The 25,852-nt window shown below is 68.1% G+C and carries 25 protein-coding genes and 1 pseudogene; 13 read left to right on the forward strand and 13 right to left on the reverse strand.

The window, feature by feature from the left end:
• The 7 genes from nuoE to QC180_RS09685 all read right to left on the reverse strand — a co-directional run bounded on the left by nuoE (position 1) and on the right by QC180_RS09685 (position 5,663).
• On the reverse strand, positions 1–696 hold the full coding sequence (nuoE, locus tag QC180_RS09655) for an NADH-quinone oxidoreductase subunit NuoE (protein WP_278262299.1): 696 nt from the start codon (positions 694–696) through the stop codon (positions 1–3).
• A gap of 115 nt (positions 697–811) precedes the next feature.
• On the reverse strand, positions 812–2,125 hold the full coding sequence (gene nuoD / locus QC180_RS09660; RefSeq protein WP_278262300.1) for an NADH dehydrogenase (quinone) subunit D: 1,314 nt from the start codon (positions 2,123–2,125) through the stop codon (positions 812–814).
• Complete coding sequence (locus QC180_RS09665) at positions 2,125–2,883, reverse strand: NADH-quinone oxidoreductase subunit C (RefSeq protein ID WP_278262301.1); 759 nt, start codon at positions 2,881–2,883, stop codon at positions 2,125–2,127. The genes nuoD and QC180_RS09665 overlap by 1 nt, the downstream gene beginning before the upstream one ends.
• Entirely contained in the window at positions 2,880–3,434 is a 555-nt protein-coding gene (locus QC180_RS09670) for a NuoB/complex I 20 kDa subunit family protein (protein ID WP_278262302.1), read from the reverse strand. Before QC180_RS09670 ends, QC180_RS09665 begins: the two co-directional genes overlap by 4 nt.
• Positions 3,435–3,444: 10 nt before the next feature.
• Entirely contained in the window at positions 3,445–3,825 is a 381-nt protein-coding gene (locus QC180_RS09675; RefSeq protein WP_278262303.1) for an NADH-quinone oxidoreductase subunit A, read from the reverse strand.
• 356 nt (positions 3,826–4,181) lie between these two features.
• Positions 4,182–4,583 (reverse strand): Rv3143 family two-component system response regulator, encoded by a 402-nt coding sequence (locus QC180_RS09680; RefSeq protein WP_278262304.1) that lies wholly within the window; start codon positions 4,581–4,583, stop codon positions 4,182–4,184.
• A gap of 78 nt (positions 4,584–4,661) precedes the next feature.
• Positions 4,662–5,663 carry a hypothetical protein gene (locus QC180_RS09685; RefSeq protein WP_278262305.1) on the reverse strand — a complete coding sequence of 334 codons (1,002 nt, stop codon included), beginning with the start codon at positions 5,661–5,663 and terminating at the stop codon, positions 4,662–4,664.
• 190 nt (positions 5,664–5,853) lie between these two features.
• On the opposite strand from QC180_RS09685, the gene QC180_RS09690 reads away from it, so the two are divergent.
• Positions 5,854–6,672 carry a TIGR02452 family protein gene (locus QC180_RS09690; RefSeq protein ID WP_278262306.1) on the forward strand — a complete coding sequence of 273 codons (819 nt, stop codon included), beginning with the start codon at positions 5,854–5,856 and terminating at the stop codon, positions 6,670–6,672.
• 48 nt (positions 6,673–6,720) lie between these two features.
• On the opposite strand, the gene QC180_RS09695 is transcribed toward QC180_RS09690, so the two are convergent.
• Positions 6,721–7,599, reverse strand: a complete 879-nt coding sequence (locus QC180_RS09695; RefSeq protein ID WP_278262307.1) for a LysR family transcriptional regulator — start codon at positions 7,597–7,599, stop codon at positions 6,721–6,723.
• Between the two features lie 123 nt (positions 7,600–7,722).
• Here QC180_RS09695 and QC180_RS09700 point away from each other — a divergent pair, with 123 nt between their 5' ends.
• From QC180_RS09700 to QC180_RS09720, 5 genes are read left to right on the forward strand one after another with little or no spacing between them, the layout of a single operon-like run.
• On the forward strand, positions 7,723–9,165 hold the full coding sequence (locus QC180_RS09700; protein WP_278262308.1) for a form I ribulose bisphosphate carboxylase large subunit: 1,443 nt from the start codon (positions 7,723–7,725) through the stop codon (positions 9,163–9,165).
• 11 nt (positions 9,166–9,176) lie between these two features.
• Positions 9,177–9,599 (forward strand): ribulose bisphosphate carboxylase small subunit, encoded by a 423-nt coding sequence (locus QC180_RS09705; protein ID WP_278262309.1) that lies wholly within the window; start codon positions 9,177–9,179, stop codon positions 9,597–9,599.
• The gene (locus QC180_RS09710; RefSeq protein ID WP_278262310.1) at positions 9,589–10,608 is read left to right on the forward strand and encodes an AAA family ATPase; all 1,020 of its coding nucleotides are present in this window, start codon (positions 9,589–9,591) and stop codon (positions 10,606–10,608) included. The genes QC180_RS09705 and QC180_RS09710 overlap by 11 nt, the downstream gene beginning before the upstream one ends.
• Positions 10,593–11,672 (forward strand): class 1 fructose-bisphosphatase, encoded by a 1,080-nt coding sequence (locus QC180_RS09715; RefSeq protein WP_278262311.1) that lies wholly within the window; start codon positions 10,593–10,595, stop codon positions 11,670–11,672. The genes QC180_RS09710 and QC180_RS09715 overlap by 16 nt, the downstream gene beginning before the upstream one ends.
• Positions 11,673–11,681: 9 nt before the next feature.
• On the forward strand, positions 11,682–12,560 hold the full coding sequence (locus QC180_RS09720) for a phosphoribulokinase (RefSeq protein WP_278262312.1): 879 nt from the start codon (positions 11,682–11,684) through the stop codon (positions 12,558–12,560).
• On the opposite strand, the gene QC180_RS09725 is transcribed toward QC180_RS09720, so the two are convergent.
• Both QC180_RS09725 and dinB read right to left on the reverse strand, forming a co-directional pair.
• Positions 12,561–12,914 (reverse strand): PLD nuclease N-terminal domain-containing protein, encoded by a 354-nt coding sequence (locus tag QC180_RS09725; RefSeq protein WP_278262313.1) that lies wholly within the window; start codon positions 12,912–12,914, stop codon positions 12,561–12,563.
• 32 nt (positions 12,915–12,946) lie between these two features.
• Complete coding sequence (gene dinB, locus QC180_RS09730) at positions 12,947–14,179, reverse strand: DNA polymerase IV (protein ID WP_278262314.1); 1,233 nt, start codon at positions 14,177–14,179, stop codon at positions 12,947–12,949.
• Between the two features lie 166 nt (positions 14,180–14,345).
• Between dinB and QC180_RS09735 the strand changes: the two genes are divergently transcribed.
• Positions 14,346–15,902, forward strand: coding sequence for an acyl-CoA carboxylase subunit beta (locus QC180_RS09735; protein WP_278262315.1), 1,557 nt, complete (start codon positions 14,346–14,348; stop codon positions 15,900–15,902).
• Between the two features lie 73 nt (positions 15,903–15,975).
• Entirely contained in the window at positions 15,976–17,088 is a 1,113-nt protein-coding gene (locus QC180_RS09740; RefSeq protein ID WP_278262316.1) for a winged helix DNA-binding domain-containing protein, read from the forward strand.
• Here QC180_RS09740 and QC180_RS09745 read toward each other — a convergent pair whose 3' ends face one another.
• Together QC180_RS09745 and QC180_RS09750 are read right to left on the reverse strand one after the other, a co-directional pair.
• Entirely contained in the window at positions 17,089–18,684 is a 1,596-nt protein-coding gene (locus QC180_RS09745; protein WP_278262317.1) for an FAD-binding protein, read from the reverse strand. It abuts the gene before it with no gap.
• An 80-nt stretch (positions 18,685–18,764) separates the two neighbouring features.
• A complete protein-coding gene (locus tag QC180_RS09750) occupies positions 18,765–19,340 on the reverse strand; it encodes a CGNR zinc finger domain-containing protein (RefSeq protein WP_278262318.1) in 576 nt (191 codons plus the stop codon).
• Between the two features lie 104 nt (positions 19,341–19,444).
• Here QC180_RS09750 and QC180_RS09755 point away from each other — a divergent pair, with 104 nt between their 5' ends.
• On the forward strand, positions 19,445–20,641 hold the full coding sequence (locus QC180_RS09755; protein WP_278262319.1) for an epoxide hydrolase family protein: 1,197 nt from the start codon (positions 19,445–19,447) through the stop codon (positions 20,639–20,641).
• A 394-nt stretch (positions 20,642–21,035) separates the two neighbouring features.
• Here QC180_RS09755 and QC180_RS09760 read toward each other — a convergent pair whose 3' ends face one another.
• Positions 21,036–22,298, reverse strand: a complete 1,263-nt coding sequence (locus QC180_RS09760; RefSeq protein WP_278262320.1) for an NADH:flavin oxidoreductase/NADH oxidase family protein — start codon at positions 22,296–22,298, stop codon at positions 21,036–21,038.
• Between the two features lie 61 nt (positions 22,299–22,359).
• Between QC180_RS09760 and QC180_RS09765 the strand changes: the two genes are divergently transcribed.
• From QC180_RS09765 to QC180_RS09780, 4 genes and pseudogenes are all read left to right on the forward strand, one after another.
• Positions 22,360–22,938, forward strand: coding sequence for a TetR/AcrR family transcriptional regulator (locus QC180_RS09765; RefSeq protein ID WP_278262321.1), 579 nt, complete (start codon positions 22,360–22,362; stop codon positions 22,936–22,938).
• Positions 22,939–23,024: 86 nt separating this feature from the next.
• Complete coding sequence (locus QC180_RS09770; RefSeq protein WP_278262322.1) at positions 23,025–23,948, forward strand: acetoacetate decarboxylase family protein; 924 nt, start codon at positions 23,025–23,027, stop codon at positions 23,946–23,948.
• Positions 23,945–25,516: a succinic semialdehyde dehydrogenase gene (locus QC180_RS09775; protein WP_278262323.1), complete on the forward strand. Its 1,572-nt coding sequence runs from the start codon at positions 23,945–23,947 to the stop codon at positions 25,514–25,516. The genes QC180_RS09770 and QC180_RS09775 overlap by 4 nt, the downstream gene beginning before the upstream one ends.
• A gap of 86 nt (positions 25,517–25,602) precedes the next feature.
• Positions 25,603–25,851 (forward strand): annotated as a pseudogene (locus tag QC180_RS09780) (type 1 glutamine amidotransferase family protein); the annotation flags it as partial.
• Position 25,852: the final 1 nt, after the last annotated feature.

Genomic DNA, 25,852 nt, shown 5'->3' on the forward strand with positions numbered 1-25,852 from the left:
TCAGGCCCCCTGCCCGTCGTCTTCGGCGTCCGCGGCGCGCAGTCCGGCCAGGGTCGCCGCACCGGGGGCGCCGTCGAGGGCGCCGGGACGCTCGTCGGGGAATCCGGCCAGGATGCGGGCGGTTTCGCGGAACGTGCACAGCGGCGCGCCCCGGGTGGGACGCACCTGGTGTCCGGCGCGCAGGGCGTCGGTGATCGCGACGGCGGATTCGGGGGTCTGGTTGTCGAAGAACTCCCAGTTCACCATCATGACCGGCGCGTAATCGCAGGCGGCATTGCACTCGACGTGTTCGAGGGTGATCGCGCCGTCCTCGGTGGTCTCGCCGTGGCCGATGCCCAGATGCTGTCGCAGTGTGGCGTAGATGGCGTCACCGCCGAGGACCGCGCACAGCGTGTTGGTGCAGACGCCGACGTGGTAGTCGCCGGTGGGGGTGCGCCGGTACATCGAGTAGAAGGTGGCCACGGCGGTGACCTCGGCGCCGGTGAGGCCCAGATGGTCGGCGCAGAAATCGATGCCGGTGCCGGTGACACAACCCTCCTCGGCTTGCACCAGGTGCAGCAGGGGCAGCAGGGCCGAGCGCGGGTGCGGGTAGCGGGCGATGACCTCCTTCGCGTCGAGTTCGAGGCGCTGGCGGACATGCGGTGGATACGGCTCGGGGCGGGTGGTGAGGTTCAGCAGGATGGGAGTGGTCGTCATCGGTCAACGCCTCCGAAAGCAGGCCCGGGCACAGGTCCGGGCACGGGCGTGTAGGGATTGGTCATCGGTCCACTCCGCAGAATGAGGGTCCGGGCACGGGCGTGTAGGGGGTTGGTCATCGGTCCACACCGCCCATGACGGGGTCGATGCTGGCGACGGCGGCGATGACGTCGGCGACCATGCCGCCCTCGCACATCGCGGCCACCGCCTGCAGATTCGTGAACGAGGGGTCGCGGTAGTGCACGCGGTAGGGGCGGGTGGTGCCGTCGCTGACCATGTGCACGCCCAGTTCGCCGCGCGGTGACTCGACTGCCGAATACACCTGTCCCGCAGGCACTCTGATGCCTTCGGTGACGATCTTGAAGTGGTGGATCAGCGATTCCATCGAGGTGCCCATGATCTTGCCGATGTGTCGGGGCGAGTTGCCGAGCCCGCCGGGGCCCAGTTCCAGGTCGGCGGGCCAGGCGATCTTCTTGTCGTCGATCATCACCGGGCCGGGACGCAGCTTGTCCAGGCATTGCTCGACGATCTTGATCGACTCGCCCATCTCGGCGATCCGGATGAGATAGCGGCCGTAGCAGTCGCATCCGGTGGTGGTCGGGATGTCGAATTCGTAGTTCTCGTACCCGCAGTAGGGCGCGGCCTTGCGCAGGTCGTGTGGCAGTCCGGTGGCGCGCAGCACCGGGCCGGTGATGCCGAGCGCCATGCAGCCGGTGAGGTCGAGATAGCCGATGTCGCGGGTGCGCTTCTTCCAGATCGGGTTGGCGGTGAGCAGGTTCTCCATGTCGCGCAACCGGCCCGGGAGCAGGTCGAGCAGTTCGCGGACTTTGGTGACACCGTCCTCGGGCAGGTCCTGGGCCAGCCCGCCGGGGCGGATGAACGCGTGGTTCATGCGCAGGCCGGTGATGGCTTCGAAGACGTCGAGGATCAGTTCGCGTTCGCGGAACCCGAACAGCATGGGGGTCAGCGCGCCCAGCTCCATGCCGCCGGTGGCCAGGGCCACCAGGTGGGAGGAGATGCGGTTGAGTTCCATCAGCAGCACCCGCACCACGGTGGCGCGTTCGGGGATGTCGTCGGTGATGCCGAGCAGTTTCTCCACGCCCAGGCAGTAGGCGGTCTCGTTGAAGAACGGGGACAGGTAGTCCATCCGGGTCACGAAGGTGACGCCCTGGGTCCAGGTGCGGAATTCCAGGTTCTTCTCGATGCCGGTGTGCAGGTAGCCGATGCCGCAGCGGGCCTCGGTGACGGTTTCGCCTTCGATCTCGAGGATCAGCCGCAGCACCCCGTGCGTGGAGGGGTGCTGCGGACCCATGTTGACCACGATGCGTTCTTCGCCCGCACCCTCGATCACCTCGCTGACCTGGTCCCAGTCCTGGCCTGCGACGGTGACGACCGGCGGTTCGTCGCGGCGGAAATCGGTGTCGGTCATCAGCTGTAGGTCCTCCGCTCGTCGGGCGGCGGTATCCGCGCGCCCTTGTACTCCACCGGGATCCCGCCGAGCGGGTAGTCCTTGCGCTGGGGGTGACCGCGCCAGTCGTCGGGCATCGTGATGCGGGTCAGGGAGGGGTGCCCGTCGAAGAGGATGCCGAAGAAGTCGTAGGTTTCGCGTTCGTGCCAGTCGGTGGTCGGATACACCGAGAACAGCGACGGAATGTGCGGATCGGCGTCGGGCGCCGACACCTCCAGCCGCACCCGGCGATTGTGGGTGATCGACATCAGGTGATAGACCGCGTGCAGTTCGCGGCCCTCGTCGTCGGGGTAGTGCACGCCGTTGACGCCCAGGCACAGCTCGAACCGCAGGGCGGAGTCGTCGCGCAGCGCGCTCGCGACGGCGACCAGGTGTTCGCGAGAGATGTGCAGGGTGATTTCGTCGCGGAAGACGACGATCTTCTCCACGACACTGTCGAAGGCGATCACGCGCTGGGTCAGCGCGGCGCGCACGGTGCCGACGAAGGCGTCGAACCAGCCGCCGTAGGGCGGTGGTGTCCCGGCGGGCAGGGTCACCGGGGTGACCAGGCCGCCGTAGCCGGAGGTGTCGCCGGTGCCGCTGACCCCGAACATGCCGTGACGGGTGCCGATCACCTCCTCCTCGGCCGGGGCGGACTGCGACGGCTGGGGCGGGGTGGATTCCTGGGGAACATCCTGTCCCGCAGGGGTATCGGCGCCATCGGGTGCGTCGAAGGTCATCGCAGCAGGCCCTCCATCCGGATGGTGGGGGTGCTGGCCAGCGCGGCCTGTTCGGCGGCGCGCACCGCCTCTTCCCGGTTCACGCCCAGCGGCATCTCGGCGATCTTGGCGTGCAGCGCGAGGATGGCGTTGAGCAGCATCTCCGGGCGCGGTGGGCAGCCGGGCAGGTAGATGTCGACCGGGACGACATGGTCGACGCCCTGGACGATGGCGTAGTTGTTGAACATGCCGCCCGAGGACGCGCACACGCCCATGGCCAGCACCCATTTCGGTTCGGTCATCTGGTCGTAGACCTGCCGCAGCACCGGTGCCATCTTCTGGCTGACCCGCCCGGCCACGATCATCAGATCGGCCTGGCGGGGCGAGGCGCGGAAGGCTTCCATGCCGAAGCGGGCGATATCGAATCGTCCGGCGCCGGTGGCCATCATCTCGATCGCGCAGCAGGCCAACCCGAACGTGGCGGGCCAGACCGAGCCCTTACGCAGGTATCCGGCGAAATCTTCGACCGTGCTCAGCAGGAACCCGCTGGGCAGTTTCTCTTCGAGACCCATGATTTCCCACTCATTCCCAGCTGAGGCCGCCGCGGCGCCACTCGTAGGCGTAGGCGACGGAGACATTGACGATGAACAGCGCCATCGCGGCGAGACCGAACAACCCGAGCGCGTCGAAATGCACGGCCCAGGGGTAGAGGAAGACGATCTCGATGTCGAAGATGATGAACAGCATCGCCGTCAGGTAGTACTTGACCGGAAAGCGCTGCCCGGTGGCGTTTCCCGGGCCACCCGCGATGGCGTGCGGTGTCGGCTCGATGCCGCATTCGTAGGGTTCGAGCTTGGCCCGGTTGGTGCGCTTGGGGCCGACCATCGCCGCCATGACGACGGAGAACACGGCGAACGCCGCGGCGATGGCACCGAGTACGAGTGCGGGCACCTCGATATTCACGACTGCACTTCCCCTCCTCGCTGGAGCAGGCCGGGCCGTGTGGCCCGACCGCGGACGGCAGCTTGGCGAGACGGGGCCGACAACGTTGTCCGAACCAAGGTTCGCGCAGGGCTGTGCAGCGATGGCGGAGCGTTATGCAGTCGCCCGCTCTCGTGTGAGCTAGAGCACAGCGTACCGCCGTCGCGAGGGTGCACCGGTCGTTTCCATGCCTACTTTTGATCGATTTCGGTACCGCGATTCATGAGCGATGCGGTGGTAATCGGGTTCGGGCATGCCGACGGGAACCACGGGTGTTACCAGTGGTGATAGGCGGAAAGGTGCGATTCGGACTATCCGACGGATCGGGACGATACCGATCAGCGCGCGAGCAGCACTCCGGCGACGGCGTTGGTCAGCTGCATCGGGTCGATCGGATGCGAGACCGCGGCCTCGGCGCGCGACCAGTTGGCCAGCCAGGCGTCGTCGGGGCGGCCGGTGAGCACGACCACCGGCGGGCACTGCGCGATCTCGTCCTTGAGCTGCTTGGCGATACCGAGGCCGCCCGCGGGCGCGGACTCACCGTCGAGGATCGCCAGATCGATCCCCCCGGCGTCCATCTGCTCGATGACCACCGGTGCGGTGGCCACCTCGAAGAAGTCGAGTTCGGGCAGATCGGCGCGCGGGCGACGGCCCAGCGCCAGGATCACCTGTTGACGGGTATCGGCATCGTTGCTGTAGACCAGCACACGCAGCGGGGTGGAACCAGTCGATTCGGCCACCCCCGGATCGTACGTCCGGGCGGCTCCACCCCGTGGCAGGTTGACCGGATCAGCCGGTCACGCTGCGGCGCAAAGCCGTTACCAGGTGCCGTCCTGGACTGCCTTGTCGCCCAGGGGGATCACCGGAAGTGGTTGCTCCACAGGCGGATACGGTTGCTCGTCGGCCAGCCATTCGCCGGTCGGTTTCACCTTGGCGAGCTCCGCCGAAGCGGGCAGGTCGTCGGCATCCGCGGCGTAGTACTCGAACCAGGGCAGGCCGCGCTGGGCATAGGACTGGGCGGTGATCGGTGTCGACGGGGCGGGCTCGCCGGTGATCTGTTGCCACTGGGCGGCCGAGGCGAGGTGCACGAAGACCCGGCCGTCGGCGTCGGGGTGGTAGTCGTCGAGCGGGCGAGAGTCGGCATAGATCTCCTGGCGCATCGTGCCGCCCGCGCCCAGGCCCATCGCCCGCGGTGCGGCGCCGGGTGCGCCCATCGCGGCGGGTGCCGCGCACGCGACCGGGACCGGGCCGCCGTATCCCATTCCGCGAGTGCGCTGGGAGGCTGCCTGGGCTCGCCGCCAGCTGTCCAGAGCGGACTCGGTCAAGCCGTGGACGGCCAGTTGGACGCCACCCCACTCCTCGACACCGGTGACCTGACCTTCCACCGTGGCGCCGAGGCCCAGCGGGACCGCGACGAACTGGCGGACGGTGCCGTCACCGGAATTGATGCCGTCGAGCCAGGGCTGGCGCGGCAGGGCGACGTAGTTCTGCGGGTCCTGTCCGAGGGTGTCGCGCCACGGTTTCCCCGAGACCGCGCAGACCTTGCCGACGCCGATCTTCAACGCGGCGGGTGTCGTGGCGGAGAAGCTCAGCCACATCGCCTCGCGCTGGTACACCGGCAGCATCACCCCGCCGCGCTCGCGCCATTCGGCGGGAACGGTGTCGGGGTAGTCGGCGACGCGGCGCAGCGGGAACGCCCCGAATCCCGGCGGCAACGGATAGGTGCCCGTCTCGGGCAGTCGCAAGGTGCGCAGGAATGTCACCCGCACCCCACCGGGCAGCTCCAGCGCGTCTCCCGACAGCTTCACCTGCATGGTCATCTCCCACCCCTTCGTTCGAATGAATCCCCGTCACCGACCGTACTCAGCACCGGTGGAGGCGTCCATCGGGTAGCGCGGTTCGGTTGTTCGGCCCATCCTGACACAACCCACCGACATGTCGGCGAACGTTTTTGTTACAAAGACAAAAACCTGTGGCGCGGGGTGCGGTGCGCTGTCTACGGTCAGCGGTATGAGTAGCAGATTGCGCAATATGGCCGTGGTGAACGAACAGATCGTCGCCGACGGCAGCTATCGAACGGCGCGTGGCAGCGAGGTCGACCTTCTCGAGCAGCTGCGGGCCGCCCGCACCGGGACCGTCTCCTACACGCCGGACCACCTCGACGAGTTGGTGGGCCGACCGGCGCCGGGGCGTGGCAACCCGCTGATCGAAGTCACCGCCGAAGGCAGCATCCAGGCCGCCCGCCGCCTCCACCTCGCCCATCCGCGGGTGGGCGTGCTGAATTTCGCCTCCGCCCGCAACCCCGGTGGTGGATACCTGCGGGGCGCCCGCGCCCAGGAGGAAGACCTGTGCCGCAGCGCCCTGCTGTACACCTGCCTGACGCAGGCCCCGGATTACTATGCCGCCCACCGACAGTCCGGCGACCTGCGCTACAGCCACCGCGTGATCATCTCCCCGGACGTACCGGTCATCCGCGACGATCATGCCGACCTCTCACCCCCGTTCCCGGTCACCTTCCTGACCTCACCCGCTCCGAACGCGGGCCAGCTCGCCCGCCGCTCCGATACCACCGATCTGAGCCTCGTCCTGATCCAACGCGCCGAACGCGTCGTCGCGGCCGCCGCGGCACACGACATCCGCGCCCTCGTCCTGGGCGCCTGGGGCTGCGGCGTGTTCGCCAACGACCCCACCGCCGTAGCCGCGGCCTTCGACGCCGCCCTGCACCGCTGGGGCGCCGCCTTCGACCACGTGGCTTTCGCCATCTACGACCGCGACCCGGCCTCACCCAACCGCACGGCCTTCCAGTCGCGATTCACGACCGCCCGGTAGTCAGGCTCTGTCGTCCCCGGGTTCGTGATGAGGGACGGTAGCGATGGTTCACGGGCCGATGGCGGCGTGGAAGGCGTCGGTGCCGGTTTCGAGGGGGTCGATGAGGTGGGCGAGGAAGAGGCGGGTGGCGGGGGTGGGAGTGGGAGTGGTGACGGCGTGCCAGGCGCGGTCGAGGGGGGTGCCGGGGACGTCGAGGGTGTGTAGGGCGCCGGATTCGAGGTGTTCGCCGACGGCGTCGGAGTGGATGAGGGTGATGCCGAGTCCTTCGCGGGCGGCGGCGATGACGGCGCCGTGGGAGCCGAGGGTGAGGGTGGGAGGGTCGATCTGGAGGCGGTCGAGCAGGGCGAGAGTGGCTTCGCGGGTGCCCGAGCCGGTGCCGCGCAGCAGCCAGGTGCTGTGGCGGGGGTCGAGGGTGTCGGCGCCGACGACGACCAGGGTGCTGGGGCGGCGGGCCTGGATGACGAGATTGGCGGTGTGGGGTGGGCGGCCCGCGATGACGAGATCGGTTTCGTGGTGCTGGAGTTCGAGGAACAGCACGTCGCGGGGCTGGATCGACAGGCTCAACTCCACGTCGGGGTAGCGGCGACGGAACGAGGCCAGCGGGCGCAGGACCACCGATTCCCCGGCGGTGGCCACCACGCCGATGCGCAGCCTGCCCGCGTCGGCCTGCCGGACCGCGGCGTGGGCCTCCTTCATCAGCCCGAGGATGCCCCGGCAGTACTCGGCGTAGACCCGTCCGGCCTCGGTGAGCGCGATGCCGCGCCCGGAGCGGGCGATGAGTTTGGCGCCGAGCTGTTTTTCGACGTGGGCCACCGCGGCCGAGACCGCCGCCTCGGTGACGTGCAGCTGGGTGGCCGCGCGACGGATCGATCCCAGCCGGGCCACGGCCAGAAAGGTTTCCATCCGCCCCGCACTGACCCTGCCCATACCCGACGGTAGCAAACCCAACGTTTCGGTTGAGCTTTCCCGGAAAGATTCAGATTGTTTGCGGCGCACCCGCCCCTCATCCTGGAATTCGCAACGGACACACCGGATTCCACAGGAGGAACCATGGCGGAAGAAACCGAACGGGATCGTTGGGATCCGGGTGTACAGTCCTACGCCTCGATGGGCTATTACGCACCCGACTACATCCCCGCCGACACCGACGTACTCGCGGTGTTCCGGGTGACCCCGCAGCAGGGTGTCGACCCGATCGAAGCCGCCGCCGCGGTCGCGGGCGAATCCTCCACTGCCACTTGGACTGTCGTGTGGACCGACCGGCTCACCGCGCACTCGAAGTATCAGGCGAAATGTTACAAGGTGGTCGAGGTTCCGGGCAGACAGGGCGAGTACTTCGCCTATATCGCCTACGATCTTGACCTGTTCGAAGAGGGCTCGATCACCAACCTCACCTCCTCGATCATCGGTAATGTCTTCGGATTCAAACCGCTGCTCGCGCTGCGCCTGGAAGACATGCGCATTCCGGTCGCCTATGTCAAGACCTTTCAGGGTCCGCCGCACGGCACGGTGATGGAACGCGAATACCTCAACAAATACGGCAGGCCGCTGCTGGGCGCGACGGTGAAACCGAAACTCGGATTGTCGGCCCGCAATTACGGGCGGGTGATCTACGAAGCCTGCAAAGGCGGCCTGGATTTCACCAAGGACGACGAGAACATCAACTCCCAGCCGTTCATGCGCTGGCGCGATCGCTACCTGTTCGCCATGGAGGGGGTGAACCGGGCGATGGCCGAAACCGGCGAGATCAAGGGCCACTACCTCAACATCACCGCCGCCACCATGGAGGACATGTACGAGCGGGCCGAGTTCGCCAAGGAACTGGGCAGCGTGGTGATCATGATGGACCTCACCGTCGGCTACACCGCCATGCAGTCGATGTCGAAGTGGGCGCGCCGCAACGGTGTCCTGCTGCATCTGCACCGGGCGGGGCACTCGACCTTCACCCGGCAGAAGACCCACGGTGTCAGCTTCCGGGTCCTGGCCAAATGGTGCAGGCTCATCGGCGTCGATCATGTGCACGCGGGCACCGTGGTGGGCAAATTGGAAGGCGATCCGGCGACCACCCGCGGTTTCTACGACACCCTGCGCGAGAACACCGTGCCGCTCAACCCGGCCAACGGCATCTTCTTCGACCAGGAATGGGCCAGCCTGCCCGGTGTGATGCCGGTGGCCTCCGGCGGTATCCACGCCGGGCAGATGCACCAGCTGCTCGACCTGTTCGGCGACGACGTCATCCTGCAGTTCGGTGGCGGCACCATCGGGCACCCGCTGGGCATCGCCGCGGGCGCCGAAGCCAACCGGGTCGCCCTCGAGGCGATCGTCAAGGCCCGCAACGAAGGCCGCGACCTGCTCAAAGAGGGGCCCGACGTGTTGCGCACCGCCGCGACGAGCTGCCGTTCGCTCGAGGTCGCGCTGGCCACCTGGGGCGATGTCACCTTCGATTACACCTCCACCGACGCACCCGACGCGGTGCCGACACCGAGCCTGTAGGGGAGAGCCCGATGTATCTGCGCCACGGGACGTTCTCGTATCTGCCCGAACTCACCGACACCGAGATCGCCGCACAGGTGCGCTACGCCCTGCTCAACGGCTGGCCGGTCTCGATCGAATACTCCGACGATCCGCACCCGCGCAACACCTACTGGGAGATGTGGGGGTTGCCGCTGTTCGACCTCGACGAACCCGACGGGGTGATGGCCGAGATCAACGCCTGCCGCGCGACGTTCCCCCGCCACTACGTGCGGGTCAACGCCTACGACGCGACCTACACCAAACAGACCACGGCACTGAGTTTCCTGGTGCAGCGTCCCGCCGAGGAACCCGGTTTCGAACTGGTCCGCACCGAGGCCGCCGACCGCCGCCAGAACTACAGCGTGCGGTCCTACGCCACCGATCGTCCGCAGGGACACCGGTATGGCGGCTGAGGGATCCGCGGGCGGATTCCGGTTGGTACGGCCGGGCGTCACCGACGCCCGGCCGTCACGGCCCCCGGCCCCCGAGGTGGCCGCGACCGAGGAACCGCTGAGCGAGGACGCGCTGTTGGACCTGTCGCTCGACCTGGCCGGGCACGATGTCGCCGAGACGCTGGCCGCGCTCGACGCCGAACTGATCGGCCTGGCCAATGTGAAGGAACGGGTCCGCGAGATCGCGGCACTGCTGATGATCGACCGGGCCCGGCGCCGCTTCGGCCTCGAGTCGTCGCGCCCGACCATGCACATGAGCTTCACCGGTGGGCCCGGCACCGGCAAGACGACCGTGGCCATGCGGATGGCGCAGATGCTGCACGCGCTGGGCTACATCCGCAAACCCAAGGTGCACACCGTCACCCGCGACGATCTGGTCGGCCAGTTCATCGGCCACACCGCACCCAAGACCAAGGAGGCCATCGCCAAGGCGGCGGGCGGGGTGCTGTTCATCGACGAGGCCTACTACCTGTTCCGGCCCGAGAACGAACGCGACTATGGGCAGGAGGTCATCGAGATCCTGCTGCAGGAGATGGAGAACGAACGCGCCAACCTGGTCGTCATCTTCGCCGGATACCCCGACCGCATGGACCGGTTCTTCTCCGCCAACCCCGGCCTGTCCTCGCGGGTGGCCCACCACCTCGAGTTCAGCGACTACACCCACGACGAACTCCTGGGCATCGCCGAACTCATGGTGGCGGGGGAGAACTTCCGCTTCGACGCCGACGCGCACGCCGCCTTCGCCGAATACCTGACCGTGCGCATGACCAAGCCGCGCTTCTCCAACGCCCGCAGCGTGCGCAACGCCATCGACCGCTGTCGGTTGCGTCAAGCCAAACGGCTCGTGGAGGCGGCCCGGCCGCTGTCCAAGACCGACCTGATCACCCTGTGCGACCGTGACGTGTACGGCTCCAGCGTGTTCACCGACCTCGGCGAGGAGGTGGGTGCCACGCCATGCCGGACGGACTGAAGACCCTCACCCGCTACACGATCGAGGAGGAACACCGCCATCCCGGCTCCTCCGGTGAGTTCTCCGCGCTGGTCAATGTGGTGGCGACCGCGACCAAGATCATCGCCAATCAGGTGACGCGCGGGGCGATCATCGGCTCCGGGCGCGGCGGGGACGGCGAGTCGGTCAGCGGCCGCCTCGACGTGCTGACCGACGACATCATGGTCGGGCAGACCCAGTGGACCGGGCACCTGTCGGGGCTGCTGTCCGAACGCCGCCCGCACGCGCTGCCGATCCCGGCCACCGCGCACCGGGGCAAATACCTGCTGGCCTACGACGCGCTCGACGGGTCGAGCAATATCGACGTCAACCTGCCCGTCGGCTCGATCTTCAGCATCCTGCGCGCCCCCCGCGACCTGCCCGACGGGGCCGGTGACGAGGACTTCCTGCAACCCGGCGTACAGCAGGTGTGCGCCGGGTTCACCCTCTACGGGCCCGCGACCATGCTGGTGATCACCACCGGCAGCGGCGTCGACGGCTTCACCCTCGACCGCGAGATCGGCGCGTTCGTGCTCACCCACCCGCACATGCGCATCCCGACCGACACCGCCGGATTCGCCATCAACGCCGCCAACGAACGCTTCTGGGAACGTCCGGTCCGGCGCTACGTGCACGAGTGTCTGCAGGGCCTCGACGGACCACGCGGACGCGACTTCAACATGCGCTGGGTGGCCTCGCTGGTCGCCGACACCTTCCACATACTCACCCGCGGCGGGGTCTACCTCTACCCCCGCGACACCCGAAACCCCGCCCGCCCCGGGCGGGTTTCACTGCTGTACGGGGCCAATCCGATCGCGTTCATCGTCGAACAGGCAGGCGGGGCCGCCACCACCGGACACGACCGGATGATGCTCGTGCCCCCCGGCGAGGTACATCAGCGGGTGCCGTTCATCTTCGGCTCCCGCAACGAAGTGCTGCGCATCGAGCGCTACCACCGCGAGCCCGACGAAGGCCCCAGCTTCGACAGCTCACTGTTCGGCAGCCGATCACTGTTCCGGCCCGCCCGCCACGACCAGCGCACCTAGGAGGCAGCCATGTCGATCAAACATCCCGTCGTCGCGATCACCGGATCCTCCGGGGCGGGTACCTCCAGCGTGACCCGCACCTTCGAAGAGATCTTCCGGCGCGAGGGGATCAACGCCGCCGTCGTGGAAGGCGATTCGTTCCACCGCTACGACCGCGCCGAGATGAAACTGGCGATGGCCGAAGCCGAACAGCAACGCGACACCACGTTCTCGCACTTCGGCGAAGACGCCAACCTGCTCCCGGAACTGGAAACCCTGTTCCGCGAATACGGCGAGACCGGCGTCGGCCAGGTCCGCAAATACCTCCACGACGACGACGAAGCCAAACCCCACGGCCAACCCGCAGGCACCTTCACCCCCTGGGAAGACCTCACCCCCGGCAGCGACCTGCTGTTCTACGAGGGCCTACACGGCGCCGCCGTCACCGACACCGTCGATGTCGCCCGCTACACCGACCTGCTGGTCGGAGTGGTGCCCATCATCAATCTCGAATGGATCCAGAAGGTCTACCGGGACAAGACCCACCGCGGCTACTCCAGCGAAGCCGTCATCGACACCATCCTGCGCCGCATGCCCGACTACGTGAAATACATCTGCCCGCAGTTCTCGCGCACCTACGTCAACTTCCAGCGGGTGCCCACGGTCGACACCTCCAACCCGTTCATCGCCCGCAGCATCCCCACCGCCGACGAGAGCTTCGTGGTGATCCGCTTCGCCGACCCGAAAGTGATCGACTTCCCGTATCTGCTGTCGATGCTGCACGACTCGTTCATGTCGCGCACCAACTGCATCGTCGTGCCCGGCGGGAAAATGGAACTGGCCATGCAGCTCATCTTCACCCCGCTGATCCTGCGCCTGATGGACAAGCGCCCCCAGCGGCCGCTCTGATCAGGCCCCGTCCTGCTCACGCTCGGCCTGCTGGCGGCGTGCCTCGCGACGCTGCTGCTCGGCGCGCTCGCGCAGGCCCCGCAGGAACGCCTCGTCGTCGTCGGGATTGGACGCCACCGCCCGACCCGGCCGGTCGTACTCCCCGAAACGGGTGTTCGAGACCGGCCGCGGCTCGCTGATCGGACGCCCCGCGAACAACCACAGCAGCGCGCCGACCGTGGGAATCAACACCACCACGATCAGCCAGCCCAGCTTCGGCAGATGACGGATACCCGCGTCGGGACTGGTGACGATGTCGACCAGGCAGTAGACCCACAGGGCCAGGGTCAGAAAGCCGATGACCGCATAATGCATCGCAGCATCATCGCATGCCGCCCGCGCCGAGTTCAGTCCGGCAGCAACGGCACCGACAAGCCCTCACCCGACTTCAACAGCGCCGCACGGGTGATCGCCGCCGCACCGAACCGACGCCGCAGGTCGTCCAGAGTGGCATCGAGGGTGTTCTCGGCGCGCGGAGCCAGCGGCAACGTGAGCTGCATGGTGTCGGCGTCGTCGAGATTGGTCAGCGACAACCCGATCAAGGTGAGCCCGCGTTCGACGATCATCGGCTCCGCCGCGTCCAACAGCAGCCGGGCGGCATGGCGGATCACCGCCGAGGAATCGGTGGCCTCGACCAGCGTGTGCGAGCGGGTGGCACGCGAGAAGTCGTCGAAACGTAACCGCAGCACCACCGTCCGGCACACGCGGTCCGCGGCCCGCAACCGTCGACCGAGACGATCGGTGAGCCCGTCCAGGAACGCCGCGATCTCCTGCGGCTCCCGTGGCCGACGGCCCAGCGCCCGCTGCGCGCCGATCGACCGACGCCGCGTGCCCGTCTCCACCCGCCGCGGATCACGCGCCCACGCCAGCGCGAACAGGTGCCGGGCGGCCGCGGGCCCCAGCAGCACCCGTAACTCCGCCTCACCCGCGTCCGCCAGCTGGCCGACCCGAGTGATCCCCTCGGCATGCAACTTCGCCGCCGTCACCGCGCCGACACCCCATAATCGCTCGACCGGCAGCGGATGCAGGAACTCGAGCTCGCGGTCGGGCTCCACCACCCGCAACCCGTCGGGCTTGGCCACCGCCGAGGCCACCTTCGCCAGGAACTTCGTGCGCGCGATCCCGACCGAGATCGGCAACCCCACCTGCTCGCGCACCCGCGCCCGCAACCGGTGCGCGATCTCGACCGGCTCGCCACCGATCCGCCGCAGACCACCCACATCCAGGAACGCCTCGTCGATCGAGATGCCCTCCACCACCGGGGTCGTGTCACCGAAGACCGCGAACACCGCCCGGCTCGCCTCGGCATAAGCCGACATCCGCGGCGACACCACCACCGCGTGCGGACACAACCGCAACGCCTGCCCGGCGTTCATCGGCGTGCGGATACCGAACGCCTTGGCCTCGTAACTGGCCGCCAACACCACCCCGCCACCCACGATCACCGGTTTGCCCCGCAACCACGGCTGATCGCGCTGCTCCACCGAGGCGTAGAAGGAATCCAGGTCGGCGTGCAGAATCGACGCCTCGGCACGGGACCGGATACGCGGACGAGAGACAGCGGGGTCGGACACGAACATATGTTCGCATCGATGTCCGACAACTCCGGGCGCCCGACATGTCGTAAACCCGACACCACGACGCCATCCACTGTGACCTTTCCCCGAACTCGCCCACCACGCCGCACCGACGCGCCGCAGGTTCTAACGTCACCAACGCACACAGACAGTTCGAAAGGTTGGCGGCGTGGTCGGTAGTACCCAGGAAAAGCTCGACGAACTCACCAAGATCCTGGAGATCGCCGCGGAACCCGCCGGGGAATCCGCCGTCGCCAAACGCGCCAACAAGAACATCCCCAGCGTCCGCTCCCGCGTGACCACCCTGCTCGACCCCGGCACCTTCTTCGAAATCGGCGCCCTCGCCAAACAACCCGGCAAAACCGACGCCATGTACGGCGACGGCGTCGTCACCGGCCACGGCCTCATCGAAGGCCGCCCCGTCGTCGTCATCGCCCACGACCAGACCGTCTACGGCGGGTCCGTCGGCGAGATGTTCGGCCGCAAACTCACCAAGGCACTCCAGTTCGCCTTCGAGAAAGCCTGCCCGGTCGTCACCATCAACGACTCCGGCGGCGCCCGCATCCAAGACGCGGTCGCCTCCATCGCCTGGTTCGGACACATGAGCCGGGTGCAGGCCAAACTCTCCGGCTACGTCCCGCAGGTCTCGATCATGCTCGGCAAATGCGCGGCGGGCGCGGTCTACGGACCCATCAACACCGATGTGCTCGTCGGCACCCAGAACGCGTACATGTTCGTCACCGGACCCGAGGTCATCAAAGCCGTCACCGGCGAGGACGTCAGCGCCGAAGACCTCGGCGGCGCCGAAGTCCAGGCCCGCCGCGGCGTCATCCACCACGTCACCGACACCGAAGAACAAGCCTTCGACTGGGCCCGCGCCTACCTCGGCTACATGCCGTCGAGCTGCCTGGAACAGCCGCCGCTGGTCAACCCCGGCCTCGAGCCCGAGATCACCGCCAGCGACCGCGAACTCGACCGCATCATCCCCGACTCCGACCGCAGCGGCTACGACATGCACGAAATCCTGCTGCGCATCTTCGACGACGGCGAATTCCACGAGATCCGCGCCGCCTTCGCCCCCAACCTCATCACCGGCTTCGCCCGCGTCGACGGCCGCACCGTCGGCGTCGTCGCCAACCAGCCGCTCGTGCTCGGCGGGTCCATCGACGCCGCCTGCTCCGACAAATCCACCTACTTCATCCGGCTCTGCGACGCCTTCAACATCCCGCTCGTCTTCGTCGCCGACACCCCCGGCGTGCTACCCGGCGTCGACGAGGAGAACAACGGCGTGATCGTCCGCGGCGGCCGCGTGCCCCGCGCGATCATCGAAGCGACCGTGCCGATCATCAACCTCGTCGTCCGCAAATCCTATGGCGGCGCCTACGGCATGATGGCCTGCAAACAACTCGGCGCCGACATCAGCTTCGCCTGGCCCACCGCCCGCATCGCCGTCATCGGCGCCGAAAGCGCGGTCGACCTCATCGGCAAACGCCAGCTCATGGCCATTCCCGAAGAACACCGCGCCGCCGCCCGCGACTTCATGATCAACCAATACAACGAAACCGTCGCCACCCCCTGGGTCGCCGCCGAACGCGGCTACATCGACGCCGTCATCGAACCCTCCCGCACCCGCCTCGAGATCCGCCACGCGCTGCGCCTGCTGCGCGACAAACACCCTGTCTCCCAAGAGTTCAACCCCCGCAAACACAGCCTCTACTCCATGTGAACCAACCGCGACAGGCCGGTAGGGTGAAACCGGTCTGTCGCGGTGACAGTCCACGGGAAACAGGGGAGTGGACGTGCTCGAGGTCGGCTGGGACCAGGTATTCGCCTGGCGGATGAGCAGGCAGTTCCTCACCACCCCCACCGACGCCGGACCGGTCGCCATCGCCGAACGCCTCACCGGCCTCCAAGCACAGGTCGCCTCGGCCGCCGAAACCGCCGCCGCCGTGCGCGCCGACAACCCGGCACCCGACGCCGTCGCCACCGCACTCGCCACCGGTGACCTCGTCAAGACCTGGGCCATGCGCGGCACCCTGCACGCCATGACACCCGAACACGCCGCCGCGGCCCTGTCACTGATGGGATCGACGCGCACCTGGGAGAAGCCGTCCTGGCAGAAGACCTTCGGCGCGACCCCCGAACAGATCACGGCCCTCGTGCAGGCCGTGACAGAGATCCTCGCCGACCAGGTACTCACCCGCGACGAACTCGTCGACGCCGTCGTCGCCGAACCCGGCTTCGCCCACCTCGGCGAGCAACTGCGCTCCGGCTGGGGCGCGATCCTCAAACCCCTCTCCTGGCAGGGCGCCCTGTGCCACGGACCCTCCCGAGGCACCAAGGTCACCTTCACCGCCCCCGCCCACCAGATCCCCGGCTGGACCGGCCTGCCCGACCCCGACACCGCCGCGGCCACCCTGATCCCCGCCTACCTCGGCGCCTACGGACCCGGCCGACCCGAAACCTTCGACGCCTGGCTCAGCCGCAACAACCTCCGCAAGACCGTCGTCCGCCGCTGGTTCGCCGACCTCGGCGACACCCTGACCGAAGTCGATGTCGACGGCACCACCGGCTGGATTCGCACCGAACACGCCGACGACCTCGCCGCCGCCACCCTCGACGGCACCATCCACCTGCTCGGACCGTTCGACCAATACGTGCTGGGCCCCGGCACCGGCGACACCGCGATGCTGCCCACCGAACACCGCGCCAAAGTCAGCCGCGCGGCGGGCTGGATCTCACCCCTGGTCCTCGTCGACGGGCGCATCGTCGGCACCTGGGAGCAACTCGACGGCGACATCGTCGTCTCGACCTTCACGTCGACACCGCTGCCGAAACGCGCGCTCGCCGCCGCCGTCGACCGATTCGCCACGGCGACAGGCACTCCCGGCCTCACCGCCCGCCTCGCCTGATCAGCGGCCTTCGACGGCGTGCGCGCCCGCGCGGCGACCCGAGAACACGCAATCCGCCAGCGACAAACCGCTGACATAGCCGTTCGAACAAATCCCGACCGCCGCGCGTCCGGCCGCGAACAGACCGGGCACGACCCCGCCCGCCTCCGTGCGGACCGCGCCGGTGTCCTCGTCGACGAGCACACCGCCCAGGGTGAGCATCGGCATGGGGTAGGTGAGCCGGGCGGTGAACGAGATATCGAGCAGGGTGAACGGGCCGGTGCCGATCGGCTTGCGCAGATCGTCCGGCTTGCCCAGGGGATCGGGGGAGTCGTGCTCGATCGCCCGATTGTGCGCGTCGACCGTCGCATGGAGACCAGCCGCGTTTACGCCCGCCCGCCGAGCCACCTCCTCGATCGTCCGCCCCGACACACTGCCGAGCCGCAGCAGACGCTCGGTCTGCATGCGCTGGAACCACACCGACTGCCCACCGAGCTGCGCGCGAGCCTGCGCGGCGAGCTCGGCGTCGACCAGCAGCCACGCGCGATGACCGGGCGCCGCGGCGATCGCCGCACCCAGGGCCGCACCGTAGCGGGATTCGTCGATCATGCGATTGCCCTCGGCGTCCACCGCGATCGCACCGAAGAAGGCACTCGGCGGCGCGATGAAACGCCACGTCGACAAGGCGTCCATCTTGCCGCTCGCGGCCCCGGCGTCCAGGGCCATGGTGATGCCGCTGCCGTCGTCGGCGGCCGTACCGAGCGGCAGGCCCTGCGACCACGGGTAGGTAGGAGCGTGCTGGGCGACCATGGCACCGTTGGCGATGAACCCGCCGGTGGTGAGCACGACCCCGGAGCGGGCCTTGATACGCACCGGCACCCCGTGCGCGCGTTCGATCCGGTCCAGCAGCCGCTGCACCGCCGCGCGCAGACCCTGGTGATACACACCGGGTTTCGACGAGATCCGGGCCAGCGCGGCGAAACGACGTCGCACCGAGGCGGGCGCGCCGTCGATGGTGACGGCCTCGATCCCGGTCACCCGGCCGCCCTCGAGGACGAGACGAGTCGTCCTGGTGCCGGTCCGCACCCGGACACCGTGCGCGGCTCCCGAAGCCGCCAGCGGCCCGAACAGCGCCTTGCCCGAGACACCGCGACCGTGCGCGCGATGCCCGCGCTGCCGCGGCTTCGCGATCTCACGGTAGCCGCCGGAATTCTCGCTGCCCGAGAAATACAGGTAGTAGTCGTCGGTGGGGTAGGAGGTCTTGTACGGGCACACCGACGCCTCGAACGGCACTCCGTGTTCGGTCAGCCAGTCGATCATGGCGGGGGACTGCTCGCAGAACCGGCGCAGCGTCGCCGGGCTCACCGCGTCGCCGACCTCGGCCTCCAGATAGGCGATCATGTTCTCGACATCGTCGTCGATCCCGGCCGCGCGCTGCACCCAGGTGCCAGCCCCGGCGTACACGATCCCCCCGGACAGCACCGTGGCCCCGCCACCCAGATAGCGGTCCACGGCAAGGACATCCGCCCCGCGCTCCCGCACCGCCAAGGCCGCGCACACCCCCGCACCGCCGTACCCGACCACCACGACATCGGCTTCATCGTCCCAGGCCCGCACCCGTACCACCTTCCGCGCGGAAGCCCCGTTGCCGCCGCCGGACATAACTATAACGTGTTCTAGAAATGTGGTACCGGGAGTCACTCCGCCCGATCAGAGCTCTTGCGATGAGTGGCCAGGAAGCGCGCCTTCTTCTCGCGGTTGCCGCAGGTGTTCATCTCGCACCATCTGCGCGTGCGGCTGCGGCTGGTGTCGAAGAACGCCGCGCGGCAGGTCGGTGAGGCGCACAGGGCCAGCCTTCCGTCGCGTTCGCCCGCGATGATGCTGATCGCGTCGGCGGCGATCACTCCGAGAGCGTCATCGATGGCCGTCGCCGCACCGAGTCGCCAGATTCGGGTGCCCTGGGGCGTGAGGATCGCCGAGGCTCGACCTCGAATACTGCGGTCGTTGAGGACGCCGACGGCGTCCGGTGGGGGAGTCTCGTGCAGCGCGGCGGCCGTCGCGGCGGCGTGGATCGATTCCCTGAGCACTCGAGCGGATTCGAGTTGGGCGGCGGTGCACGACTCCACGACCAGCCCGTACACGGCCAACCAGTCGACGAGTCGCTGAGGTGTGGGGATGCGTTCGACGGCGTCGCCGCAGCGTTCCGTGAGGGTCGCCGTGAAGCTGGTCGCCAGCACGGTGCCGAGACGGAAGTCGGGGTCTCCAGCGGGCATGGAACCACCATAGCCGGTTGTCGAGTCCTGCTGGGTCGTGTTAGAACCATCTATGACGGTTCTCGTAGGGGAGTAGCCGGTACCGCGACCATCAGGAGGTCTTCATGTCCACCGTCGATCCGGAATCCAGCGATGTTCACCCGTTCCGCGCCAGCGTCACCGATGCCGAGTTGGACGACTTGTGTGCCCGCTTGGCGGCGGCCCGGCTACCGGAGGCCGAGACGGTTTATCGCCCCGCGCCCGACCCGCGCCGATGGGACCAGGGCGTACCGCTGGCCGACCTCGTCGACGTCGTGAACTATTGGCGCACCGAGTACGACTGGCGGGCCTTCGAACAGCGGCTCGAGGAGATAGGGCAGTACCGCACGACCATCGACGGCCTGGGAATCCATTTCCTGCACCGGCGATCCACCCGCGCGCACGCCACGCCGCTGATCCTGACCCACGGATGGCCGGGCAGCGTCGCGGAGTTCATCGACGTGGTTGACGAACTCGCCGATCCCAAGGACGCGGACACACCAGCGTTCCATGTCGTGGTGCCGTCACTGCCCGGCTTCGGATACAGCGACAAGCCGACGAGCACAGGCTGGGGGACCGAGAGGATCGCGGCGGCCTGGGTGGAACTGATGCGTCGGCTCGGCTACCGCGAGTTCGTGGCACACGGCGGCGACTGGGGCGGCAATATCACCACCGTCCTGGGCGGCCGGTTTCCCGAGCACGTCCTCGGCATCCACACGCTGTTCGCCGAGGCGCCACCCGGACTGTCGACGGACGGGCTCACCGACCTCGAGCGACGATGGACCGAGGAGACTCGCGATTTCTGGCGCCACCGCGCGGCCTACGCGAAGCAGCAGGCGACGCGACCACAAACCATCGGATACTCACTCGTCGACTCACCCGTCGGGCTGCTGGCCTGGATCCTCGACAAGTTCGCCGAGTGGAGCGACACCGAGGACAGCCCGCTCGAAAGGATCTCGCTGGACCGGATTCTCGACGATGTCACGCTGTACTGGCTGACCCGCAGCGGCGCCTCGGCAGCCCGGATCTACTACGAAAGCCACAATTCGCTCGATCCGGAACTCCGAGTGGACGTTCCGTCGGCGATCACCATGTACCCGCGCGACATCGAGAAGAGCCCGCGGCCATGGGCGGAGGAGAGGTACCGGCGCATCGTCCGCTGGAACGCACCCGACGCCGGAGGGCATTTCCCGTCCTTGGAGGTTCCCGAGTACTTCGTCAGGGACCTACAAGAAGGACTCGGGGCAGTGCTGTCTGCCGATAATCAGGACTACTTGACATAATGTGCATTATCGGCGTTTGAACACGGCCGGTCGTCGGGGGTTTTCGCGCATGCATGTTGTTGTTGGCGACCGTTTCTCGCGCCAGCGTCCCGCCTCTCGGGAAGACCGCTCGCATACTTCCCGCTGGCGACAATGATGCTGCTATCCAACGCCTGATTCCCGCCGACATTCGCGGTTTCCGGCTCACTGGTCTGGATCGACCAGATTTCGGGATCTCCGCCATTGATGACTGTTCGCGATGAGTTCGCGATAGCGTGGGCCGACCTCGGTGTTGTACCGGATTTCGCGGCCGGGCGGACGCTGAAATGTCTTGGGCCCCACTCCCCTCCACTTCCCCACCTTCCGTTAAAAAGTCACTGTGACGTTTTAACGGAAGGTGCTGGGCCTCGAAATTTCACGCGGCTCGGCCGTTCAGCCAGGTTCGGTAGCGGCGTAGGGCGAACCGCTGGAGGACGGTCTCCTTGACCAGCGCGAGGATGGGGTTGATGCCGGGGCGCGGGCGGCGGTCGGCGCCGAGGCGGCGGAGTTGCTGGCGGATACGGGCCATGCCCGCGGCGGAGGCTACGGCTTTGTCCTTGATGGTGACCGGGGTGAGGTCGACCTTGGCGGTGGCGTCCTGGCGCCAGCGGTTCGGGAGGTCGGGGTCCACGGCCAGGGCGCTGCCCATGCCGACGAGTTCGATACCGCCGGAGAGGACTTCCTCGGCGACGGGGCGACGGACGATGCCGCCGGTGAGCATCAGTGGCAGCGGGCTGGTGGCGGCGAGGTCCTCGGCCAGGGTGAGGAAGTAGGCCTCGCGGGCGCGGCTGCGTTCGTCGCCCGCCTGGCCGGTCATGGCGGGTGCCTCGTAGCTGCCGCCGGACAGTTCCACGATGTCGACGCCGAGTGGGGCGAGCATCGTGATGACGCGGGCGGCGTCGTCGGCGTCGAAGCCACCGCGCTGGAAGTCGGCGGAGTTGAGTTTGACGGCGACGGCGAAGGTGGGCGCCACGACGGCGCGGACGGCGCGCGTGATGTCGAGCAGCAGGCGGGCGCGATTGTCCAGGGTGCCGCCCCAGTGGTCGGTGCGCTGGTTGGTCAGCGGTGAGAGGAACTGCGACAGCAGATAGCCGTGGGCGGCGTGGATCTCGACGCCGTCGAATCCGGCTTCCTCGGCGCGGCGGGCGGTTTCGGCGAAGCGTTCGACGGTCTGTTCGATCTGCTCGGCGGTCATCGCGACGGGGTCGGCGAAGCGCTTGCTGTTCTTGCCGATGTCGACCTTGATGGCCGAGGGGCCCCAGGCGACGCCGGGCATGTCGGCGAGGATCTGCCTGCCGGGGTGGTTGATCTGCATCCACACCTTCGCGCCACCACTCTTGGCGGCGGCCGCCCACCGCTGGAACGGCTCGAGCGGTGAGTGCGCGTCGAGGACGACGCCAGCCGGTCCGGTGAGCGCCTCGGCGTGGACCATGACATTGCCGGTGACGATCAGGCCGACACCGCCGCGGCTCCACGTCTCGTAGAGCCGGAACAGTGCCGCGCCGGGCAGTTGGCCGCGGACGGCCATGTTCTCCTCCATGGCGGCCTTGGCCAGCCGGTTGGGCAGAACGGACCCGTTGGGGAGCGTGAACGGGGCCAAGATCGGCGAGGTCGTGGTGGGCGTGGGGGTGGATGGCATCGCGGCTCCTGAATGCGGTATGTTTACGTTGCTCACATAAGCCTAGGAAGGGGTGTAAGCGGTGTCAACGTCACTGAAGAGTGGTTACCATCACGGCGATCTGCGAGCCTCGCTCCTGACCACGGCGATGCGCATGCTCGAAGCCGGGGAGCCGTTCTCGCTGCGCGCCGTCGCGCGGGAGGCGGGCGTCTCCCCCACTGCGCCGTACCGGCATTTCGCCGACCGTGACGCGCTGGAGTCGGCCTTGGCGGCGCAGGGGCTGCGTGACCTGAAGGCGGACCTGCTCGAGGGGCGCGAGCTGCCGTCGGCGCCGGAGGGGCTGGGCGATTTCGCGGTCGCCTATGTCGAATTCGCGCTGCGGCGACCCGCGCTGTTCCGGTTGATGTTCGAGAATTCCTGCGACGAGGGCAGCGAGGAGAGGGTGCGGGCGGCCGCGGAGATCCACGACCTGCTGCGCGTCGGTATGGGTCGGGTGTTTCCCGGGTCGGATGTCGAGGCGCTGGCGGAGGCAGGGTGGGCGCTCGCGCACGGACTCGCGTCGCTGTATCTCGACGGCAAGCTCGTGGCGCGATCGGCGGACGAGGTGTTCGATCATGTGCGTGCGGCGTTCGCCGCGATCATGTCGGTGGACGGGCGGTAGGGCACGGCCGGGTCGAGTGTTGACAGCGCTCACATCGGGACATAGCCTGTCTCATGTAAGCACTGTAAACACGATTGGAGATGTTCATGGCATCGACTACCACGCCGTCGGTCACCGTCGATCTGGGTGGCCGCTCGGTCGATGTCCCCCAGGGCGGCCTGTACGACCGGTTCCGGATGGACCCCGACCTCGACGAGATCGCGCGAGATCCCGCTGTCAGCGGCGTCGACTTCTTCCGTGGACTGCCGAAGGTGAAGGTCGACTCCCCCATCGGCCCGACCCTGACCCCGAACTTCTACTACCGGATCTCGACCGCCCGGCTGACGATGCTCGCGCCCACCCGCGCCATCCGCTCCCGCCTGCCCGAGGATCTGGCTCCGCTCGAGCTGGTGCGTGGCGTGGGTCTGGTGTCGGTGATGTTCTTCCGCTACGACGTCTGCGATATCGACTTCTACACCGAGGCCGCCGTCGGTATCGCGGTCCGGCCCGCCCGTCACGGCGCGCCCGGGTTCGTGGATCTGCTCTCCGGCCTCGGTAACGACCACCTGCATTCGTATGTGCTGTCGCTGCCGGTCAACAGCGAGATCGCGCAGGTGCGTGGACACGACGGCTACGGCTTCCCGAAATGGGTGACCGAGATCGATGTCGACATCGACACCGCACATGTCGCCGCGCGTGTCGCCAACGCCGACGGTGGCACCGATGTGGCGCTCTCGGCGCGCACGCCTGCGCAGACCGCCCATGCCACGGGCGAGGCGGTCTCGAGCCTGACCTCCTACACCACGATCGGCGGCGCCTGGCACTCCACGCTCAGCCAGACCAACACCCTCGCGGCGGGCACGACGCGACTGCCCCGTGGCGTGGATCTGCGGCTCGGCACCGGGCGCGTCTCCGATGACATCCGGTCGTTGAAGCCGTTCAAGACGATCCAGTTCGATGTGATGACCGAGGGCCAGAACGCGCTGCACATGCCGGTCCCGACCTCGGTGCAGAAGGGAGCACGCGCATGACCGGCACGCTCACTCCCCTGCCCGCGACGTTCAGCTCGCCGCTGGTCGGACGTCTGCCCGCGTTGGTCACGGCGTCTCCGGAGGCCGAGCGCACGATCACCCACGCCCCCTACACCGGTGAGCCGCTCGCCGACCTGCCCGTGTCGACGCCCGAGGACGTGGCGGACGCGTTCGTACGGGCCCGGCGGGCGCAGGAACGCTGGGCGGAGGTTCCGGTGCGGGAGCGGGCCCGGATCCTGTTGCGTTTCCACGATCTCGTGCTCGAGCGGCAGGACCAGGCGCTGGATCTGATGCAGGCCGAAAACGGCAAGACGCGTCGCGACGCGTTCCTCGAGGTCAGCGATATCGCCATCACGGCACGCTATTACGCACGCGGTGCGGCGAGTCTGCTCGGGCCGAAGCGGCGTCGGGGTGCGATTCCGGTGCTGACCCACACCACCGAGTTGCGGCATCCGAAGGGTGTCGTCACGGTGATCTCGCCGTGGAACTATCCGCTGAGCATGGCCGCCGGTGACGCGATTCCGGCACTGCTGGCGGGTAACGCGGTGGTGCAGAAGCCCGACACCCAGACGGCGCTGACCGCGTTGTGGGCGCTGGATCTGATGCGGGAGGCCGGGCTGCCCACCGACGTGTGGCAGATGGTGGTCGGTCGCGGGAGTTCGATCGGTGACGCGCTGCTGACGGGTGCGGACTATGTGATGTTCACCGGGTCCACGGCCAGCGGGCGCCGGATCGCGCGTACGGCCGGGGAGCGGTTGATCGGGGCGAGCCTCGAGCTCGGTGGCAAGAACGCGATGGTGGTGCTCGCGGACGCCGATGTGGCGAAGGCGGCCGACGGTGCGGTGGCGGCGTGCTTCCCGTCGGCGGGACAGCTGTGCGTGTCGATCGAACGGTTGTATGTCGCCGAGGAGATCCGCGAGGAGTTCGTCGCGGCGTTCGTGGCACGCACGCGGCAGCTGAAACTGGGTGCGGCGTTCGATTTCTCGGTCGATGTGGGGTCGTTGACCACGGCGGCACAGCTCGACACGGTGACCTCACACATCGCCGACGCGGTGGACAAGGGCGCGACGGTGCTCGCGGGCGGTAAGGCGCGGCCGGATGTGGGGCCGCTGTTCCACGAGCCGACGATTCTGGCCGATGTGACGCCGGAGATGACCTTGTTCGCGCAGGAGACGTTCGGTCCGGTGGTGTCGATCTATTCGTTCCGGACCGAGTCGGAGGCGGTCGCGCTGGCCAATGCCACCTCCTACGGGCTCAATGCCAGCGTGTGGTCGCGCGATGGCGCGCGGGGGCGGGCGGTCGCGGCGCGGCTGCACGCCGGGACGGTGAATGTGAACGAGGCGTTCGCGGCCGCGTGGGGCAGTGTGGACGCGCCGATGGGCGGCATGGGCGATTCGGGTCTGGGCCGTCGGCACGGCGCGGACGGGCTGTTGAAGTACACCGAGCCGCAGACGGTGGCGCATCAGCGGCTGCAGGGTTTCACGCCGCCGAAGAGCATCGATCACGAGCGGTGGTCGCGGGTGCTGACCGGTGCGTTGAAGACGCTGCGGGCGGTCGGTGCGCGATGACCAAGCGGGTGCTGACCATGCCTGGGAGGTGTTCGAGGAGCACGGATTCGAGCAGACCCTGGTGAGCCCGGCCGGTGGCCCGGTGCCTGTCGGACGGTTCGCTGCTGGTCTCGGGTCGGCGGTTGACCGGGTTCGCGTGGCAGGAGGAGGTTCTCGCCAGGGTGGACGCGCTGGTGCCCTACAACGTCGAGGCCGAGATGCGGAAGCGGGGTGCGCTCTACGAGAAGGCAAAGTTGCCGTTCGTGTCCTATGTGGTGGTCGACGGCAGGCTGGTGACCGGACAGAATCCGGGTTCGGCCAAGCGGACGGCGAAGGCGGTGGCGGGGCTGTTGTGAG

Source organism: Nocardia anocheti, assembly GCF_029675105.1.
GTDB lineage: Bacteria > Actinomycetota > Actinomycetes > Mycobacteriales > Mycobacteriaceae > Nocardia.

What these genes read in the sequence shown, in the direction of transcription:
- QC180_RS09775 (WP_278262323.1), top strand. Translation starts at nt 23,945, where the DNA reads ATGACCGGCACGCTCACTCCCCTGCCCGCGACGTTCAGCTCGCCGCTG.
- QC180_RS09770 (WP_278262322.1), top strand. Translation starts at nt 23,025, where the DNA reads ATGGCATCGACTACCACGCCGTCGGTCACCGTCGATCTGGGTGGCCGC.
- QC180_RS09755 (WP_278262319.1), top strand. Translation starts at nt 19,445, where the DNA reads ATGTCCACCGTCGATCCGGAATCCAGCGATGTTCACCCGTTCCGCGCC.
- QC180_RS09725 (WP_278262313.1), bottom strand. Translation starts at nt 12,914, where the DNA reads ATGCATTATGCGGTCATCGGCTTTCTGACCCTGGCCCTGTGGGTCTAC.
- QC180_RS09670 (WP_278262302.1), bottom strand. Translation starts at nt 3,434, where the DNA reads ATGGGTCTCGAAGAGAAACTGCCCAGCGGGTTCCTGCTGAGCACGGTC.
- QC180_RS09705 (WP_278262309.1), top strand. Translation starts at nt 9,177, where the DNA reads ATGTATCTGCGCCACGGGACGTTCTCGTATCTGCCCGAACTCACCGAC.
- QC180_RS09665 (WP_278262301.1), bottom strand. Translation starts at nt 2,883, where the DNA reads ATGACCTTCGACGCACCCGATGGCGCCGATACCCCTGCGGGACAGGAT.
- QC180_RS09700 (WP_278262308.1), top strand. Translation starts at nt 7,723, where the DNA reads ATGGCGGAAGAAACCGAACGGGATCGTTGGGATCCGGGTGTACAGTCC.
- QC180_RS09710 (WP_278262310.1), top strand. Translation starts at nt 9,589, where the DNA reads ATGGCGGCTGAGGGATCCGCGGGCGGATTCCGGTTGGTACGGCCGGGC.
- nuoD (WP_278262300.1), bottom strand. Translation starts at nt 2,125, where the DNA reads ATGACCGACACCGATTTCCGCCGCGACGAACCGCCGGTCGTCACCGTC.
- QC180_RS09760 (WP_278262320.1), bottom strand. Translation starts at nt 22,298, where the DNA reads ATGCCATCCACCCCCACGCCCACCACGACCTCGCCGATCTTGGCCCCG.
- QC180_RS09685 (WP_278262305.1), bottom strand. Translation starts at nt 5,663, where the DNA reads ATGACCATGCAGGTGAAGCTGTCGGGAGACGCGCTGGAGCTGCCCGGT.
- QC180_RS09695 (WP_278262307.1), bottom strand. Translation starts at nt 7,599, where the DNA reads ATGGGCAGGGTCAGTGCGGGGCGGATGGAAACCTTTCTGGCCGTGGCC.
- QC180_RS09715 (WP_278262311.1), top strand. Translation starts at nt 10,593, where the DNA reads ATGCCGGACGGACTGAAGACCCTCACCCGCTACACGATCGAGGAGGAA.
- dinB (WP_278262314.1), bottom strand. Translation starts at nt 14,179, where the DNA reads ATGTTCGTGTCCGACCCCGCTGTCTCTCGTCCGCGTATCCGGTCCCGT.
- QC180_RS09720 (WP_278262312.1), top strand. Translation starts at nt 11,682, where the DNA reads ATGTCGATCAAACATCCCGTCGTCGCGATCACCGGATCCTCCGGGGCG.
- nuoE (WP_278262299.1), bottom strand. Translation starts at nt 696, where the DNA reads ATGACGACCACTCCCATCCTGCTGAACCTCACCACCCGCCCCGAGCCG.
- QC180_RS09750 (WP_278262318.1), bottom strand. Translation starts at nt 19,340, where the DNA reads ATGCCCGCTGGAGACCCCGACTTCCGTCTCGGCACCGTGCTGGCGACC.
- QC180_RS09690 (WP_278262306.1), top strand. Translation starts at nt 5,854, where the DNA reads ATGAGTAGCAGATTGCGCAATATGGCCGTGGTGAACGAACAGATCGTC.